Source organism: Actinomadura sp., from assembly GCF_044508335.1.
Lineage (GTDB): Bacteria > Actinomycetota > Actinomycetes > Streptosporangiales > Streptosporangiaceae > Spirillospora.
Genome location: NZ_JBIQHY010000010.1, coordinates 18,341 through 33,398, shown reverse-complemented (window position 1 = coordinate 33,398; position 15,058 = coordinate 18,341). Strand labels below are relative to the sequence as shown.

The following is a 15,058-nucleotide window of genomic DNA, read 5'->3' as shown; positions in this document are numbered from 1 at the left end:
CCGGCTAGCCGGCCTGCGCCCGCGGGCCGTCCGCGCCGTACGCGGCCGCCTGCAGGGAGTACAGGTCGGCGTAGAGGCCGCCGCGCGCCATCAGGGCCTCGTGGTCGCCCTCCTCGATCACCCGGCCGCGCTCCAGGACGTAGATCCGGTCGGCGTAACGCACACTGGCGAGCCGATGCGTGATCAGCAAAACAGTACGCCGAGCGGAGCTCGTCGGTTGGTCGGTGGTGGGTGGGGGCTGGAGGACGGTGCGCCGAGCGGAGCTGCCGTCGGCGTGGGTGCGGATGCGCTCGAACAGCTGGTGCTCGGTCCGCGCGTCCAGGGCGGCGGTCGGCTCGTCGCAGATCAGCAGCGGGGCGTCGCGGAAGAAGCCGCGCGCCACCGCGAACCGCTGCCACTGGCCGCCGGACAGGTCGGCGCCGCCCTTGAACCGGCGGTCCAGCAGCGTCCCGTAGCCGAGGGAGAGCTCCGCGACGACCTCGTCGGCGCCGGACGCGCGGGCGGCGGCCAGCATCTCCGGGTCCTCGGCGCCGCCGGAGTGGTCGCGGCCGCGCCCCATCGTGATGTTCTGCCGCGCGGTCATCGGCCAGTGCGTGTACTCCTGCGCGATGACGGCGATGCGCTCCCACACGTCCTGCGGCGGGACGGTGCTCAGCGGTACGTCGTCCCACCGCACGTCGCCGGAGTCCGGGTCGTACAGTCCGGCGATGATCTTCGCGAGGGTGGTCTTGCCGGAGCCGTTCTCGCCGACGAGCGCGACCACCTCGCCCTTGCGCAGGTCCAGCGACACGCCGTTGAGGGACGGCGCGTCCGCGCCGGGGTAGGTGAACACGACGTCGCGCACCCGGATGCGGGAGAAGTCGTCCGGCAGGCTCCCGCCCGCCCGCGCCGGCGCGAGGGCGCGGCTCGGGATCCGCTGCTGCGCGGCCTCGCAGAAGTTCAGGTAGTCGCCGAAGTACAGGCCCTCCTCGTAGCACTGGTTGACCGCGTAGACCAGGTTCGCCAGGGACGACTGGCCGGAGCGGATCGCCAGCACCGCGGTGCCCGCCACCGCGAGCGGCACCGCGCCCTTCCACAGCATGACCCCGAGGGCGATGTAGACGGCCGCGGTGGCGACGCCCTTCAGCATGTCGCCGGTGACCCGCGCGACCGTCTGCCGGCGCGCCAGGTCCAGCTCGACGCTCCGCTGGCGGGCGGCCGACACGTCGTACTGGTCGAGCAGGAACTTCCGCATGGTGAACGAGCGCACCTCGGCGGCGTGCTTCCGCTCGACCATCAGGTCCGACAGGATCCACTTCCGGCGCATGACCTCGACCAGGGACAGCATCGTCAGGTACTGCATCCGGGCGCTGCGGACGGACGCCCACCCCTCCGGGACGGCGGTGAGCAGGAGCAGCGGCAGCAGCAGCGGATGCAGCACGCCGAGCGTGCCCGCCGCCGCGACCATGCCCACGAGCCCGGTGAGGACGTCCACCGCCTGCTGGACGACCCGCGGGGCCGACGTCATGCCGCGGGTCTGCGCGCGCTGGAGGTCGTCGAGGAAGTCGGAGTCGTCCAGCGCGGTCAGGTGCACGGCGGTCGTCGTCTCGTACAGCCGCAGCTCGGCGAGCCGCTGCACCTGCGGGTTGAGCCGCGACTGGGACCAGCCGGCGGCCGCCTGCAGCGCGGCCCGCAGCGCCACGGCGCCCGCGACCAGCGCCAGCGACGGCAGCGCGTCCCGGACCCGGCCGGGCGTCGGGCCGGCGCTGAACAGCGCGGTGAGCACGCCGGTCGTCGCCAGCAGCCAGAACGCCGTGAAGACGCCTGCGACGAGGTTGAGGGACACCGTCGCGACCGTGTCGACCCGGCTCGCCCGCCAGGCCAGCCCGGCCGCCTGCGCGATCACCGCCGGCAGCCGCCGCGCGACCGTGCCGAGGCCGGTTTCGGCGAGCTCCTTGTCCTTCTCGTGCCACCGGGGCGCGGTGAGCTCCGGGAGGCCGGACGAGGCGGAGCCTTCGCCGCGCCGCCCGCCGCCCTTCCGGCGGCGGGTCCACCTGGAAGAACGCGGTCGTCCGCCCATATGCCACCCTCCCTGCGTGCACCTGCCCAGGGGCAGTGTGCGCCGTAAGGGGGACGGTGTCCGCTTCATAAGTCACATAGCGCGGTGATTTGTCCGAGCCGACAATCATGCGAGGGATGGACGCGCGGCACCCTCCGCGTTGTCTAAGGTCTACCCATGAACGAGGGCCGGGCGCATCAGCACGCCGCCTACGGGCGGGACCCGTACGGAGACGGGTACGACCCGTACGACGACCCGTACGCGGGGGACCAGCTCGCCGGGGCGCGGTACGACCGGGGCGGGCCGCGCGGCGGGGCGCCGGTCCGGCGCCGCCGGCGGCGGTGGCCGCGGGTGCTCGGCGCCGTCGCGGTCGTGCTGCTGCTGATCGTCGTGGGCGGCTACTTCTACCTGGACTCGCGGCTCAAGCGGGAGTCGGTCCTCGTCGACTACCCGGGGCGCGTCGCCGACACCCCGGGGACGAACTGGCTGATCGTCGGGTCCGACAGCCGGGAGGGCCTGTCGAAGGCCGACCGGAAGCGGCTCGCGACCGGGTTCGCGAGGGGCCGCCGCACCGACTCGATGATGCTGCTGCACTACGGCTCCGGCGGGACGTCCCTCATCAGCCTGCCGCGCGACTCGTACCTGCCGATCCCGGGCCGCGGGTCGAACAAGCTGAACGCGGCGTTCGCGTTCGGCGGCCCCAAGCTGCTCGTGCAGACCGTGGAGAAGGCCACCGGGGTCCACATCGACCACTACGCCGAGATCGGCTTCGGCGGCTTCGTGGGCGTGGTGGACGCCGTCGGAGGCGTCGACATCTGTGTCAAGGACGACATCAAGGACCCCAAGGCGGGCCTCAACCTCAAGGCCGGCTGCCAGACGCTGGACGGCGGGCAGGCGCTCGGCTACGTCCGCACCCGCGCGTTCGCCCGCGCCGACCTCGAGCGCGTGGAGCACCAGCGCCAGTTCTTCGCCGCGCTGATGAAGAAGGCGACCAGCCCGGGGACGATGTTCAACCCGTTCCGCAGCGTGCCGCTGGCGATGAACGCCACGAGCAACTTCCTGGTGGACGAGAACGACCACCTGTACGACCTCGTCCGCATGATGTGGGCGATGAAGGGCGTCAGCGGCGGCGGGGGCGTCACGACGACCGTCCCGATCGGCGGCGGCGGGAGCTCGGCGACGGCCGGGTCGTACATCACGTGGGACAAGGCCAAGGCGGCCAAGCTGTTCGACGCGCTCAAGCAGGACCGGCCGATTCCGCAGGACGTCGTCACCAAGTGACCGCCGCCGGGTGACCGCCGCCGGGTGACGCGGGCGGCGTCCGCGCGGTTACAGTCGGATCATGCCGGAAGAGACGCCGAACGCCGCGAAGCTGGACGAGCTGTCGTCCAAGGAGCTGCACCGCCGCGCGATGGACCTCGCCAGGGAGCGGCGGGACATCGGCTTCCTGTGGGAGCTGCTGCGCGCGATCCCGGCCGCGGCGGCGGTCACCGGCGAGGTCGGCCGCGCCGAGTTCGACCTCCTCCACGGCCTGTCGCTGCTGGAGGAGTTCACCCACGCGGGGGAGGGCGAGGTCGGGGAGGCGCTCAGGCCCCTGTACATCGGGTACATCGCCGAGCACTCCAACGGGACCTGACCCTCTCTTTGCCTGTCGTTGATCTCTGTCCGGCCGCCCCTGGGAAACACTCTGCGTAGGCAGTCGACCGCAGAGGGTGGTTGAAGTGAACAAGAAGCATATGAAGATCGCCGCCATCGCCTTCGTGGCGTGGTACGTCATCAGCAGGCCCGAGGGGGCGGCGCATCTGGTCAACAACGCCCTGAGCGGGCTCGGCAGCGCGGCGGAGTCGTTGTCGCAGTTCATGAGCGCGATCCCGAGCTGACGGACGGCTCGCGGGCCCCGTACCCCCTGCGGTGCGGGGCTTCTTGGCGTCCGGGGCATCAAGCGGTGGCGCGCGCGTCACAGTAAAATCGCGCTTTGCGGGCAGACGCGCCTGGGCACAATTGGATCGGGTCAGTTGTGTCGCGCGCTACGAACCAGGGACGGCGTACGGATGAAGAAGAACCTCCGCTATGTGGCGATCGCCTTCGTCATCTTCTATTTGCTGAGCTCACCGACGGACGCGGCCGGAGTGGTGAACAACGCCTTCGACCAGCTGGGCCAGGCGGGCAACCAGCTCGCCGCCTTCGTGAACGCCTTGGGCAAGTGACCGGCGGGGGCCGATCGGTGGAGTGACGTTCTAGTATCGGCCTCATGTCTGTCTTCGACGTAGAGATCAACGGTCTGCGGGGCGGCTCCGCGGACCTCGCGCAGTACCGGGGCAAGGCCGTGCTCGTCGTCAACGTCGCCTCCAAGTGCGGCCTGACCCCGCAGTACTCCGGCCTGGAGCGGCTGCAGGAGCGGTACGCGGGACGCGGCTTCACCGTCCTCGGCGTCCCCTGCAACCAGTTCATGGGCCAGGAGCCCGGCAGCGCCGAGGAGATCGCCGAGTTCTGCTCGGCGACGTACGGCGTCACGTTCCCGATGACCGAGAAGATCGAGGTCAACGGCGACGGCCGGCACCCCCTCTACCAGGGCCTCGTCGGCGTCCCGGACGCCGGGGGCTACACCGGCGACATCCGGTGGAACTTCGAGAAGTTCCTCATCGCCCCGGACGGCGCGGTCGCGGCCCGGTTCGCGCCGCAGACCGAACCGGAGTCCGCCGAGGTCGTCGCCGCCATCGAGAAGAACCTCCCCGCCTGAGCGCGGCCGCGCCCTCCGCTGCGGCGCGGTGCGGGCCAGGTGTGAATCGCGCCACAGCGGAGCGCGTTTGCGCTCTATTCGATGCCCCGTCTAGCTTGTGATGTCCGACAGGACGCGGAGGTGCCCATGGGCGGCTGGACGGCGAACGACATCCCCGACCTCTCCGGCCGGCGGGCGGTCGTCACCGGGGCCAACAGCGGGATCGGCTACCACACCGCGCTGCAGCTCGCGCGGCACGGCGCGTCCGTCGTGCTGGCCTGCCGCAGCGCCGAGCGCGGCCAGGCCGCCCACGACCGGATCAGGGCCGCCGCGCCCGGCAGCGACCTCACGCTCGGCTCGCTCGACCTCGCCGACCTGTCGTCCGTCCGCGGTTTCGCGGCCCGGTACGGCGCCGACCCGCTGCACATCCTCGTCAACAACGCGGGCGTCATGGCCATCCCGCGCCGCTCCACCGCCGACGGCTTCGAGATGCAGTTCGGCACCAACCACCTCGGCCACTTCGCGCTGACCGGCCTGCTCCTGCCCGCGCTGCGCGCCGCGTCCGCCCGCGTCGTCACGGTGACGTCCGGCTTCGCCTGGACGGGCCGGCTGAACTTCGACGACCTGCAGGGCGAGCGCCGGTACCGCAAGTGGACCGCCTACAGCCAGGCCAAGCTCGCGAACCTCGTCTTCGCCAAGGAGCTGGACCGCCGGGTCCCCGAGCTGACCAGCGTCGCCGCCCACCCGGGCTACGCCGCGACGAACCTCCAGCAGACCGGCCCGAAGATGCAGGGCAGCGCGCTGCTGGAGAAGGCCATGGGCATCGGCAACGCGCTGATGGCCCAGTCCGCGGCCGCGGGCGCGCTGCCGTCCCTGTACGCCGCGACGGCGGACGTCGAGGGCGGCGCCTGCTACGGCCCCAGGCTGCTCCAGTACCGCGGCGCCCCCGCGAAGGTGCCCGCGCCCCCGCAGGCGAACCGCCACGGCGAGCGCCTCTGGGAGGTCTCCGAGGCGCTCACGGGCGTCACCTGCGCCCCCGACCCGAGCGCCCGCGCCTGACCCGACCGCCGGCGGGCGGGTTCACGGGGCGCGGGTGATGTCCCAGTCGAGGGTGGCGGGCAGGGAGCCCTCCAGCATGAGGAGCCAGCGTTTGATCTCGACGCCGGAGCCGCCGCTGTAGCCGCCCAGGCCGTTCGAGGCGACGACGCGGTGGCACGGGACGATCAGGGGGATCGGGTTGCTGCCCATGATCTGCCCGACGACCTGCGCGTGGACGCCGGTGCCGCTGCGGTCGCCCAGCTCTCCGTAGGTGACGACCTTCCCGTACGGGACGGACTCGTACAGCGTCGTGAGGACCTGCCGCTGGGCGTCGGAGGTCAGCCGCCAGTCGATCGGGACGTCGAAGGACTTCAGGTCCCCGGCGAAGTAGTCGCGCAGGGCGGAGAGCGCGGGGGCCAGGCGGCCGGGCGCGTCCACCACCGGCAGGCCGGTGGCCTTCGCCGCGCGGGCGCGCGCCGCCGGGGTGTCGCGGAAGTCGAGCGAGACGACTCCGGTCTCGGTCTCCGCGACGAGCAGGCGGCCGAGCACGGTGTCGACGGTGCCGAACGCGAGGGTCTCGGTCATGGTGCGGCGCTCCTTCCCGGTGTGTCCAGCGTCCCATGCGGGACCGACATCTTCGTGGACACCGGCACACGTCCTCAGGTTGCGGTGAGGACGCGGTGGAGGCGGGCGGCCTCCTCGACCAGGCGGCTGGATCCGCCGCGCGCCGCCGCGTCCGCGACCTCCGGGACGGGGCCCCCGGCGCCGGTGACCTCCGCCAGGCGGGCCGCCAGGGTGATCACGGCCGGGAGGCCCGCCGGGGCGCGCTCGCCCGGTGCGGGCAGGGCGTGCGGGAGGGCGGCGGCGAGGATCGCCCAGACGCCTGCGCAGGCGCCCGCGTCGGCGGCGGCCGTGAGGGCCTTGAGGGTGCGGGGGAGCGGGATGCGGCCCAGCGCGGCGAGCCTGCCGAGGGCGGCGCCCGTCTCGGCCGCCGGGAGCGCGTCCCGGGCGGCGAGGACGAGGAGCGCCTCGACGGCCTTCGCCCGCTGGTCCTGGCCGCGGTGGGCCAGCGTGTACGCGAGGAGGGTCCCGGTGGCGGAGCCCGCGGGGCCGTCGGCCTCGGCCAGGCCCAGCATGACGCCGCCCTGGTTCCAGTCCTCGTCCTGCGTGCCGGCCAGGCACGCGACGAGGTGCGCGGCGACGATGTCGCGGTGGGACGGCAGGACGGCCGGCCAGTGGTCCATGTGGGGCCGGGGGCCCCGCCGGCCGGGTTCGGGGAAAGCGCACAGGCGGCCGATCGCGGAGTCGCCGGGCATCTCCACGATGGACCGGACCTGGGGAGGGAACCGGAGTGCGCGCTCGGCGGCCGTCGCGGCCGGGGCGTCGCGGACGGTGCAGCTGACGACGGGGTCGGCGAGCCCGCCCGCGGCGAGCCAGGACGCGACCGCCCGGCCGGCGTCGGAGGCCAGTCCCTTGGCGCGCACCGCGGCCGCCGGGTCGATCTCGCGCGGGACGCGGAGCATCGCCTGCAGCAGGTCGGCCGGTCCCGGCGCGCGGCCCGCCGCCTCAAGGCGTTCGAGGCGGCCGACCAGGACGTCCGGGTCGATGTGGCCGCTCGCCTCGGTCGGGGTCGCGAGGAGGAGCGGCGCCGTCCCCACGGCCGATGCGATCTCGTGCAGCCTCCAGCTGAGGAACCCTTTCAGCTGCGGGTCGTTCAGCGACCCGGCCGGGTGGGAGCGGCGCATGGCCAGGGCCGCGAAGACGCCGGCGAGGTTGTGCGTCCTGCCAGGGAGCAGCAGGGCCTGCACCGGGAACTGGATCCAGCTCTCCGCGACGTAGCCGCGCATGTAGACGTGATCGTCGGGTCTCGTGATCCACGGCGCCAGGGCGTCGGCGTGCTTGCGGAGCGCCTCGCGGGTGCCGGCGAAATCGCGGTGGGCGAACCCGACCAACGCGGCCACGAAGCGTTCGGTCGCGGGCCAGTCCTCCTCCGTGTGCAGCAGGACGGCGAACTCCTCCGCCAGTTCGCCGAGCGAGCCGATGGGCGCGGGCGCCGCGCGCGGGACGAACGGCGGCGGACCCGCCGGCGGCTCCGCTTCGGCGGCGGCCGTGACCTCGCCGAACGCCGCCGCGATCGCCGCGCGCCGGTCGGCGGGCAGGCCGCCGGCGGCGTCCCGGACCTCCTCGCGGACGGGTTCGCTCGTGCGCGCCGCGTGCCGGATCGCGATCTTCACGGCGCGGTCCCGCAGGTCGACCGCGTCGGAGGTGAAGGCGGCGGTGAGGGCGCGGACCGTGGCGTCGGCCCGGTCGCGCTTGCGGGCCGTCCGGTCGAGCCAGGTCAGCGCGGCCCGGACGAGCTTCCTCTCGGGGCGGAACAGCAGCGCGCCGGCGGCTTCCTCGAACAGGGCCGCGTCCAGGCGCCCCAGGTCGTCGGCCTGCCGGACGTGCCGCAGCGCCAGGTCGGCCACGGTCGGCGGCGCGGCCGGCAGCAGGCGCACGTAGTCGCGGACCCGGGCGGCCGCCTCCTCGCCGGTGGGCGCGAGGGCGTCGTGGAGCCGGACGAACCAGCGCAGGCCGTGGGGGGTGCCGCCGCGCAGGAACCGGCTGACGCAGCCGTCCAGGAGGACCGCGCGTTCGATCCGCCCCGCGCGGGCCAGGCCGGACAGCGAGTCGGCCCAGGTGCATTCGCGGGTCGCGTCCCACCGCGCCCGTGTCGCGTCGGCGGCGAGGGCGGCTCCCACGCCGTCCGCCTCGAACAGCTTCGGCAGGAGCGCGCCGAGGAACGGGTCTTCGCCGAGCGCCTCGGGGCGGGCGCCGATGCTCGCCCAGCCGACCACGAAGCCGTCGGTGGCCGGGGGAGCCGCACCCGCCGCCCTGCAGAGGGCCGCCGCCGCGTGCCAGAGCATCCCGTCGACGTCCGGCACGCGGATCCGCGCGGCGATGCGGTGCGCGACGTCGGCCCGCCACGCGTCCGTCCGGCCGGCCGTGACCGCGGTGAGCGCCCTGCGGAGGGCCGCGTAGCCGTCCGCGCTCCACCACGGGCGCAGCTCCCTGCGGCATATCCACGAGGCCGCGGCGGCGGGCCCGCCGATGGCGCCCGCGCCGGCCACGACGAGGGGCTCGATCATCCTCTGGTCCAGGATTCCGTAGGGCGATGCCGCGCGCATCTCCTTCAGCCGGGCGGGGAGCTCCTCGGCGAGGGCGCGCCGACCGTCGTCGTCGAGGGCGGCGACCAGGCGTGCGACCCGCTCCGGGTCGGCGGCGGCGACCGCCTCGCGGACGCCCTCCCACGCGCTCATCGCCCGGCCTCGGCGGCCCGCGCGGTGTCCATGCCCTGCCCGCCCTGCCCGACCGGCCCGCCCTGCCCGACCGGCCCGCCCTGCCCGACCGGCCCGCCCTGCCCGGTCTCGCGGCGGACGATGCGGGCGGCGAGGACGTGCTTGCACGGCCCGCGCTCACCGCGATGGTCGAACCACCACGGGCACGTGCAGGTGGCGCGGTCGCCGTCGAAGCGGACCTCCCGTTCGCCGCCGTCGGTGAGCACCGTCGCCCTGTCGCCGGAGGTGAACCGCACGGCACCGTCCTCGACGAGCGCCCGCGCAGAGCGCAGCCGCGGGTTGAGCGCGGCGACGCGCGCCGGGTCGTACGGCAGCTCCCGGTGGAAGAACGCGGCCTCGGCGGTGTCGAAGCCGACGCGGCCGGACGTGCCGAGCTGGGTCAGCGCCGCCCTCGTCCGGGCGAGGCCGAGTCCGGAGCGTTCGGACAGGAGGCCGGGTTCCACGCGCGGCTCGAACGACAGCAGCGCGCCGAGCAGGTCGGCGTCTCCGGCGGCCTGGTCGGTGGAGATGTCCTCCAGGACGGCGCCTTCACCGGAGAAGCCGCGCGAATGCCGGGGAGACAGGGTGAGGACGTAGCGCATCCCAGGAAGTTCGAGCTCCCACACGCTCGACACGGGGCCGCTGCCGTTGGAGACGGCCGGCCCGTACGCGCGCATGGCCTTGGCGAAGCGCAGCAGCGGCAGCATCGTCCGCAGACGGTCGGGCCCCGCCAGGCACACCGCGCCCGGCACCGGACGGGACGACATCCGCATCGTCCGCCCGGCGGGCACCACCCACAGCGCCTCCCGCGCGCGCTTGGGCAGCGACCGCAGGAACCGCACCGCGTCCGGACCCTTGAGTTCGCCCCTGAGGTCGAACCCCGCCGTGATGACCTGGACCTCGGCGAACCCGCGGAGCCACCGGTCGGGCAGCGGCACCTTCTTCTCCACGACCGCGCCGTCCATCGTGGTCACGGCGAGTTCCTCGGCGCCGACCGCCAGGTGCAGCGGATCGGACCCGCCGACGCGGGCGAGGGCCTCGCGCAAGGGGCCGTTGACGTCGACGTTGGTCGTGCCGCGCTCGTGGACCTCGCCGTCCAGCGCCGGTTCCAGCACGTCCAGCCTGGCGTAGACGCCGCCGCACGCGGAGAACGACTCCATCCGGATCCGGTCGCCGTTGCAGGTGACGACCGGGTCGCGGAAGGACGTCGGCCGCGGCTGGAAGTACCGGGTCTGGGCGACGTCGGCCAGCGCGAGCAGCGCCGCCGCGGCCGGGGCCGCCTGGGTGAGCACGCCGCTGAAGAAGTGCGGGTGCGCCTGCGGCCCGCTGCTCGTCGTCCCGCCGGACGTGGACAGGCCGAGAAGGCCCGAGTCCAGCCCGGACGGCCGCGTGTAGGTGTACGACTGCGCGGCTCCGGCCGCCACTGTGCTGCTCGCCATGCCGCAGAACGTAGAGCGCCCCTCGGACAAATCCCGCGATCAGCCGAGCTGCCCCGGGAAGAGCAGCGACAACTCCCGCGGGTAGGCGCCGATCAGGCGGAGTTCGTCGTCGGTGAGCGGCCGGCCCGTCTGGGCGTTGCACAGCTGGACGAGCTTGAACGAGAGGTCCTCGTCCACCGGCTCGACGCCGAGGCCGTCCATGACGTGCCTGAAACCGGCCTTGCCGCCGTACTCGCCGGTGAGGACGACGCGTCCGCGGCGGGTGTGCCAGTCGTCCGGGAACGGGCCGAGGGTCTCCTCGTCGTACAGCTCGTAGTTGCCGTGGTCCTTCAGCGCGCCGTCCGCGTGGATGCCGGACTCGTGCGCGAACGCGTTCCGCCCCACGCCGACCTGGTTGTAGGGGAGCGGCTGGCCGAACGCGTAGCTCGCCCACAGCGCGAACCGCCGCGCCCACGACAGGTCGATCGGGTCGCCGATCTCGATGCCGCGGTCCTGCAGCCCGAACCCGTGCCGGAACGCGAGGATGGTGGACAGCAGGTCGGCGTTGCCCGACCGCTCGCCGATCCCGTTCACGCACGTGTTGATCCACGCGTCCTGGCCCGCGTCCAGGTCGCCCAGCGCCCCGCTCACCGAGTTGGCGACCGCCAGGCCGAGGTCGTTGTGGCAGTGGGTCTCGACCGGCATCCCCACGGCCGAAGCCAGCTCGGCGAAGCGCTCCCTGATCCGGTCCGGCGTGTCGCCCCCGATGGTGTCGCAGTACCGGACGCGGTCGGCGCCGGCCTCCTTCGCGGCCAGCGCGAACTCCTTGAGGAAGCCGTCGTCGGTGCGGGAGCCGTCCTCGGCGTTGACCCCGACGGTCCGCGCCCCGCCCGCCTTGGCCGCGCGGACCGCCGCGACCATCTCCCGGATGATCGCGTCCCGGTCCAGCCTGCCCCGGAACTTGTTCGCGATCATGTAGTCGGACGTCGAGATCGACAGGTTGTAGTGGGCCAGGCCGGCGCCGCCGGCGCGCACGGCGGCGGCCTTCTCCACGTCCTGCGCGACGCCCCGGCACCAGCCGGACAGCCGCAGCCCGCCGAACGCGCCCGCCTCCGCCAGCGCGATCTGCGCCCGCACGTAGGGCGCCTCGTGGAACAGGAACGGGAACCCGATCTCCGACTGCGCCGCGCCGAGCCGTCCCAGGTAGAAGTTGACCATCGTCTTGCCGAACTTGGACAGCCCTGTCCGGGCCGTCTGGACGCCGTCGCGGTTGGTGACGTCCAGGAAGTGAATCTGAGGCATGCCTTCAGATTGACACCGTCATCTACATGTATCAATATTGACGATAATCAATATGAAGAGCCGGTGAACATGGAGAACGACCAGGTCAGCGGGTGGATCGACGCGAAGACCGCCGCCGAGCGGCTCGGTGTGAAGCCCGCCACGCTGTACGCGTACGTGAGCCGGGGCGTGCTGCGCCGCAGGCGCGCCCCGGACGGGCGGCGCAGCCTCTTCGACGCCGCCCAGGTGGAGGAGCTGGCCCGGCGCGGGAAGCCGCGCCGCCCGCCCGGCCCGGGGGAGCAGGCGATCGAGTCGGCGGTCACCGCGCTCGGTGCGGACCGCCACTTCTACCGGGGACGCGACGCCCTGGGCATGGCGGAGACCGGCACCTTCGAGGACGCCGCCGCCTGGCTCTGGACCGGCGAGGACGCGGACGCCGGGCCCTGGCGGCCCCGCGCGGACGGCGTCGCGGCGGCCGTCGCCGCCCAGTCGGGCCTGCCCGCCGGCCTCCTCCCGCTCGACCGCCTCCAGCTGATCGTCACGGCGCTCGCCGTCGCCGACCCGCTGCGCCACCACCTCGACCCCGAGGGCGTCACCGCGACCGGGCGGGCGCTGATCTCCGGCCTCGTCGAGGCGCTGCCGCCGGCCGCCGGGCGCCCCGCCGCGGGCGGCGGGATCGCCGAGCGGCTCTGGACCCGCCTGTGCCCGCACCCGCCGGAACCCGGCCTGCTGCGCGCCTTCGAGGCCGCCATGATCCTGCTCGCCGACCACGAGCTCGCCGCGTCCACGGTCGCCGCGCGCGTCGCCGCCTCGGTGCGCGCCGACCCGTACGCGGTCGTCGCCTCCGGGCTCGGCGTCCTGAGCGGCCCGCTGCACGGCGGCGCGTCCTACGGCGCGGAGCGGCTGATCGCCGAGGCCGCCGACCCGGCGGCGGCGCCCCGGGTGGTCGGGGAGCGGCTGCGCGCGGGCGAACGCGTCCCCGGCTTCGGGCACGGCGTCTACAAGTCGGGCGACGCCCGCTTCACCCTGCTGATGGGCATGGTCCGCGCCGCGGCGCCCGGGCACGAGCGGCTGGCCGCGGCCGACGCGGTCCTCGCCGAGGCCGCGCGCCGCCGCCTGCCCGAGCCCAACGTCGACTTCGCGCTGGCGGCGCTCGGCGCGGTCGCCGGCCTCGTCCCCGGCGCCGGGGAGGCGGTCTTCGCCGTCGCGCGCACCGCCGGATGGCTCGCGCACGCGCTGGAGGAGTACGGCCGGCGGGGCCCGCTGCGCCCCCGCGCCGTCTACGTGGGTCCGCCGCCCGGCTGACCTCCCGCCCTGGCACGGGGTCGGGGCGGCATCACGCGGAGGCGGGGGTAGGCTCGGTGCCGTGCGACGCTTCCTCACCCCGGGCTGGCTAGGGCTGCACGCCCTGGCCATCGTGCTGTGCGGCGCGTTCCTCGGGTTCGGCTGGTGGCAGTTCGACCGCGCCCAGGCGGGCAACGACCGCAGCTGGGCCTACACCTTCGAATGGCCGATCTTCGCGATCTTCGTGATCGTGATGTGGGTCAAGATGATCCGGGACGAGCGGGCCGGCTCCGAGCCCGCCCCCAAGGTGGTCGAGGAGCCCGCCGAGGCCGAGGTCAAGCGGGAGATCATCAAGCGGCACGAGGAAGAGGACCCCGCCCTCGCGGCCTACAACCGCTACCTCGCCCGGCTCAACTCCGAGGGCCGCGGGCGCCGCTGACCCCTCGCGCGGGCCCGCTCGGCGCGCCGGCCCGCTGAACGAAAGGTGTGCTCCTGTGGAAGGCGCGGTCACCAGGTACCGGATCCTGGCGCTGATCGTCGGCACGCTGCTGGTGCTGCTGACGATCGGGATGGTCCTCAAGTACGGGCCGACCGACATGCCGGAGATGGTGGCGATCGTGTCGCCGATCCACGGCCTCTTCTACATGGTCTACGTGGCGCTGGCCTTCGACCTGTGGCGGCGCACCGGCTGGCGGGCCGGCCGGATGGTGCTGATCGTGCTGGGCGGCGTCGTGCCGCTGATGACCTTCTTCGTCGAGCGCAAGATCGTCCGCGAGGCGCGCGCGCTGCCGGCCGCCAAGGACGGGGCCGAGGCCGGCAAGGGAGCCGAGGCGGGCGTCTGATCCGCCCCGGGGGGCTGGTGCCCGGCGGCCTCTCTCACATACGTTTGACTCAGTCAAACGTTAGGAGGGTCGCAGCATGGAGGTGACCGCCGAGGACATCGGAACGGTCCGCGCGTTCAACCGCTTCTACACCGGCGTCATGGGGGTGCTCGGCGAGGGGCTCGTCCGGTCCCCCTACTCGCTGACCGAGGCCCGGGTGATCTTCGAGCTGGCCCAGCGGGAGGACGCCGAGGTCCTCGCGCTGCGCCGCGCGCTCGATCTCGACGCCGGCTACCTCAGCCGGATGCTGGCCCGGTTCGAGGCCGACGGCCTGGTCGTGCGCGAGCGCGCCGCGGGCGACGCCCGCCGCCAGATCGCCCGGCTCACGCCCCGCGGCCGCGAGGTGTTCGCCATGCTGGACGAGCGGACCGCCGCCGAGATCCGCGGGCTGCTGGACGGGCTGCCCGCCGCCGACCGCGGCCGCCTGCTCGCCGCGATGCGCACCGTCCACGGCATCCTCGGCGACCGCGCGCGACCGGAGGACGGCCCGGTCCTGCGCCCGCTGCGCCCCGGCGACCTCGGCTGGGTCGTCGAGCGCAACGGCGCGCTCTACGACGAGGAATGCGGCTGGGACCGCACCTACGAGGCCCTGGTCGCCTCGGTCGTCGCCGACTACGTGCGCGACCACGACCCGGAGCGGGAGAACGCCTGGATCGCCGAGTCGGGCGGCGTCCGCGTGGGCGCGGTGTTCTGCGTCAAGCGTGAGGAGGACGTCGCGCAGCTCCGGCTGCTGCACGTCGAGCCGGACGCCCGCGGCACGGGGGTGGGGGCCGCGCTCGTCGACGCGTGCGTCCGCTTCGCCGCCGAGGCCGGCTACGCGGAGATCATGCTGTGGACGACGGCGCTGCAGCGCGCGGCGCACCGGCTCTACGAGCGGGCCGGGTTCGTCCTGGAGGACGAGGAGCCGCCCGTGGAGCGCTTCGGGGACGTCGTCCACGGGCAGGTCTGGCGCAAGAAGCTGTGAGCCGGGCCCGTGGAGGCGGTGCGCCCCCACGGGCCGGTTCCGCAGCGATCCCTTACTGCGTCGGCGGCCGGGACGGGGGTCGGACGGAGTTCCGGCCGCCTGTGCACTACCGGCGTGC

Annotated in this window: 15 protein-coding genes; 10 read left to right on the top strand and 5 right to left on the bottom strand. The window is 74.1% G+C overall.

Annotated elements, in window-relative coordinates:
- Window positions 1-4: 4 nt before the first annotated feature.
- The gene (locus ACIWVC_RS06150; RefSeq protein ID WP_396453902.1) at window positions 5-2,059 is read right to left on the bottom strand and encodes an ABC transporter ATP-binding protein; all 2,055 of its coding nucleotides are present in this window, start codon (window positions 2,057-2,059) and stop codon (window positions 5-7) included.
- A gap of 156 nt (window positions 2,060-2,215) precedes the next feature.
- On the opposite strand from ACIWVC_RS06150, the gene ACIWVC_RS06145 reads away from it, so the two are divergent.
- From ACIWVC_RS06145 to ACIWVC_RS06120, 6 genes are all read left to right on the top strand, one after another.
- Window positions 2,216-3,319, top strand: a complete 1,104-nt coding sequence (locus tag ACIWVC_RS06145; RefSeq protein WP_396446082.1) for an LCP family protein — start codon at window positions 2,216-2,218, stop codon at window positions 3,317-3,319.
- Between the two features lie 61 nt (window positions 3,320-3,380).
- Window positions 3,381-3,674 carry a hypothetical protein gene (locus ACIWVC_RS06140; protein ID WP_396446081.1) on the top strand — a complete coding sequence of 98 codons (294 nt, stop codon included), beginning with the start codon at window positions 3,381-3,383 and terminating at the stop codon, window positions 3,672-3,674.
- A gap of 85 nt (window positions 3,675-3,759) precedes the next feature.
- Window positions 3,760-3,918 (top strand): hypothetical protein, encoded by a 159-nt coding sequence (locus tag ACIWVC_RS06135; RefSeq protein ID WP_396446080.1) that lies wholly within the window; start codon window positions 3,760-3,762, stop codon window positions 3,916-3,918.
- Window positions 3,919-4,089: 171 nt separating this feature from the next.
- Entirely contained in the window at window positions 4,090-4,245 is a 156-nt protein-coding gene (locus ACIWVC_RS06130) for a hypothetical protein (protein ID WP_168444831.1), read from the top strand.
- 44 nt (window positions 4,246-4,289) lie between these two features.
- Entirely contained in the window at window positions 4,290-4,778 is a 489-nt protein-coding gene (locus ACIWVC_RS06125) for a glutathione peroxidase (RefSeq protein ID WP_396446079.1), read from the top strand.
- A gap of 126 nt (window positions 4,779-4,904) precedes the next feature.
- On the top strand, window positions 4,905-5,816 hold the full coding sequence (locus tag ACIWVC_RS06120; RefSeq protein WP_396446078.1) for an oxidoreductase: 912 nt from the start codon (window positions 4,905-4,907) through the stop codon (window positions 5,814-5,816).
- Between the two features lie 21 nt (window positions 5,817-5,837).
- Here ACIWVC_RS06120 and ACIWVC_RS06115 read toward each other — a convergent pair whose 3' ends face one another.
- The 4 genes from ACIWVC_RS06115 to ACIWVC_RS06100 all read right to left on the bottom strand — a co-directional run bounded on the left by ACIWVC_RS06115 (window position 5,838) and on the right by ACIWVC_RS06100 (window position 11,832).
- Window positions 5,838-6,380, bottom strand: coding sequence for a methylated-DNA--[protein]-cysteine S-methyltransferase (locus ACIWVC_RS06115; RefSeq protein WP_396446077.1), 543 nt, complete (start codon window positions 6,378-6,380; stop codon window positions 5,838-5,840).
- Between the two features lie 74 nt (window positions 6,381-6,454).
- Window positions 6,455-9,094, bottom strand: coding sequence for a DUF6493 family protein (locus ACIWVC_RS06110; protein ID WP_396446076.1), 2,640 nt, complete (start codon window positions 9,092-9,094; stop codon window positions 6,455-6,457).
- A complete protein-coding gene (locus ACIWVC_RS06105) occupies window positions 9,091-10,551 on the bottom strand; it encodes an SWIM zinc finger family protein (protein WP_396446075.1) in 1,461 nt (486 codons plus the stop codon). Before ACIWVC_RS06105 ends, ACIWVC_RS06110 begins: the two co-directional genes overlap by 4 nt.
- Window positions 10,552-10,590: 39 nt before the next feature.
- The gene (locus ACIWVC_RS06100; protein WP_396446074.1) at window positions 10,591-11,832 is read right to left on the bottom strand and encodes a hypothetical protein; all 1,242 of its coding nucleotides are present in this window, start codon (window positions 11,830-11,832) and stop codon (window positions 10,591-10,593) included.
- A 69-nt stretch (window positions 11,833-11,901) separates the two neighbouring features.
- On the opposite strand from ACIWVC_RS06100, the gene ACIWVC_RS06095 reads away from it, so the two are divergent.
- From ACIWVC_RS06095 to ACIWVC_RS06080, 4 genes are all read left to right on the top strand, one after another.
- Window positions 11,902-13,116: a citrate/2-methylcitrate synthase gene (locus ACIWVC_RS06095; RefSeq protein ID WP_396446158.1), complete on the top strand. Its 1,215-nt coding sequence runs from the start codon at window positions 11,902-11,904 to the stop codon at window positions 13,114-13,116.
- A 61-nt stretch (window positions 13,117-13,177) separates the two neighbouring features.
- A complete protein-coding gene (locus tag ACIWVC_RS06090; RefSeq protein ID WP_396446073.1) occupies window positions 13,178-13,534 on the top strand; it encodes a hypothetical protein in 357 nt (118 codons plus the stop codon).
- 55 nt (window positions 13,535-13,589) lie between these two features.
- A complete protein-coding gene (locus tag ACIWVC_RS06085; protein WP_396446072.1) occupies window positions 13,590-13,937 on the top strand; it encodes a DUF3817 domain-containing protein in 348 nt (115 codons plus the stop codon).
- A gap of 76 nt (window positions 13,938-14,013) precedes the next feature.
- A complete protein-coding gene (locus ACIWVC_RS06080; protein WP_396446071.1) occupies window positions 14,014-14,940 on the top strand; it encodes a GNAT family N-acetyltransferase in 927 nt (308 codons plus the stop codon).
- Window positions 14,941-15,058: the final 118 nt, after the last annotated feature.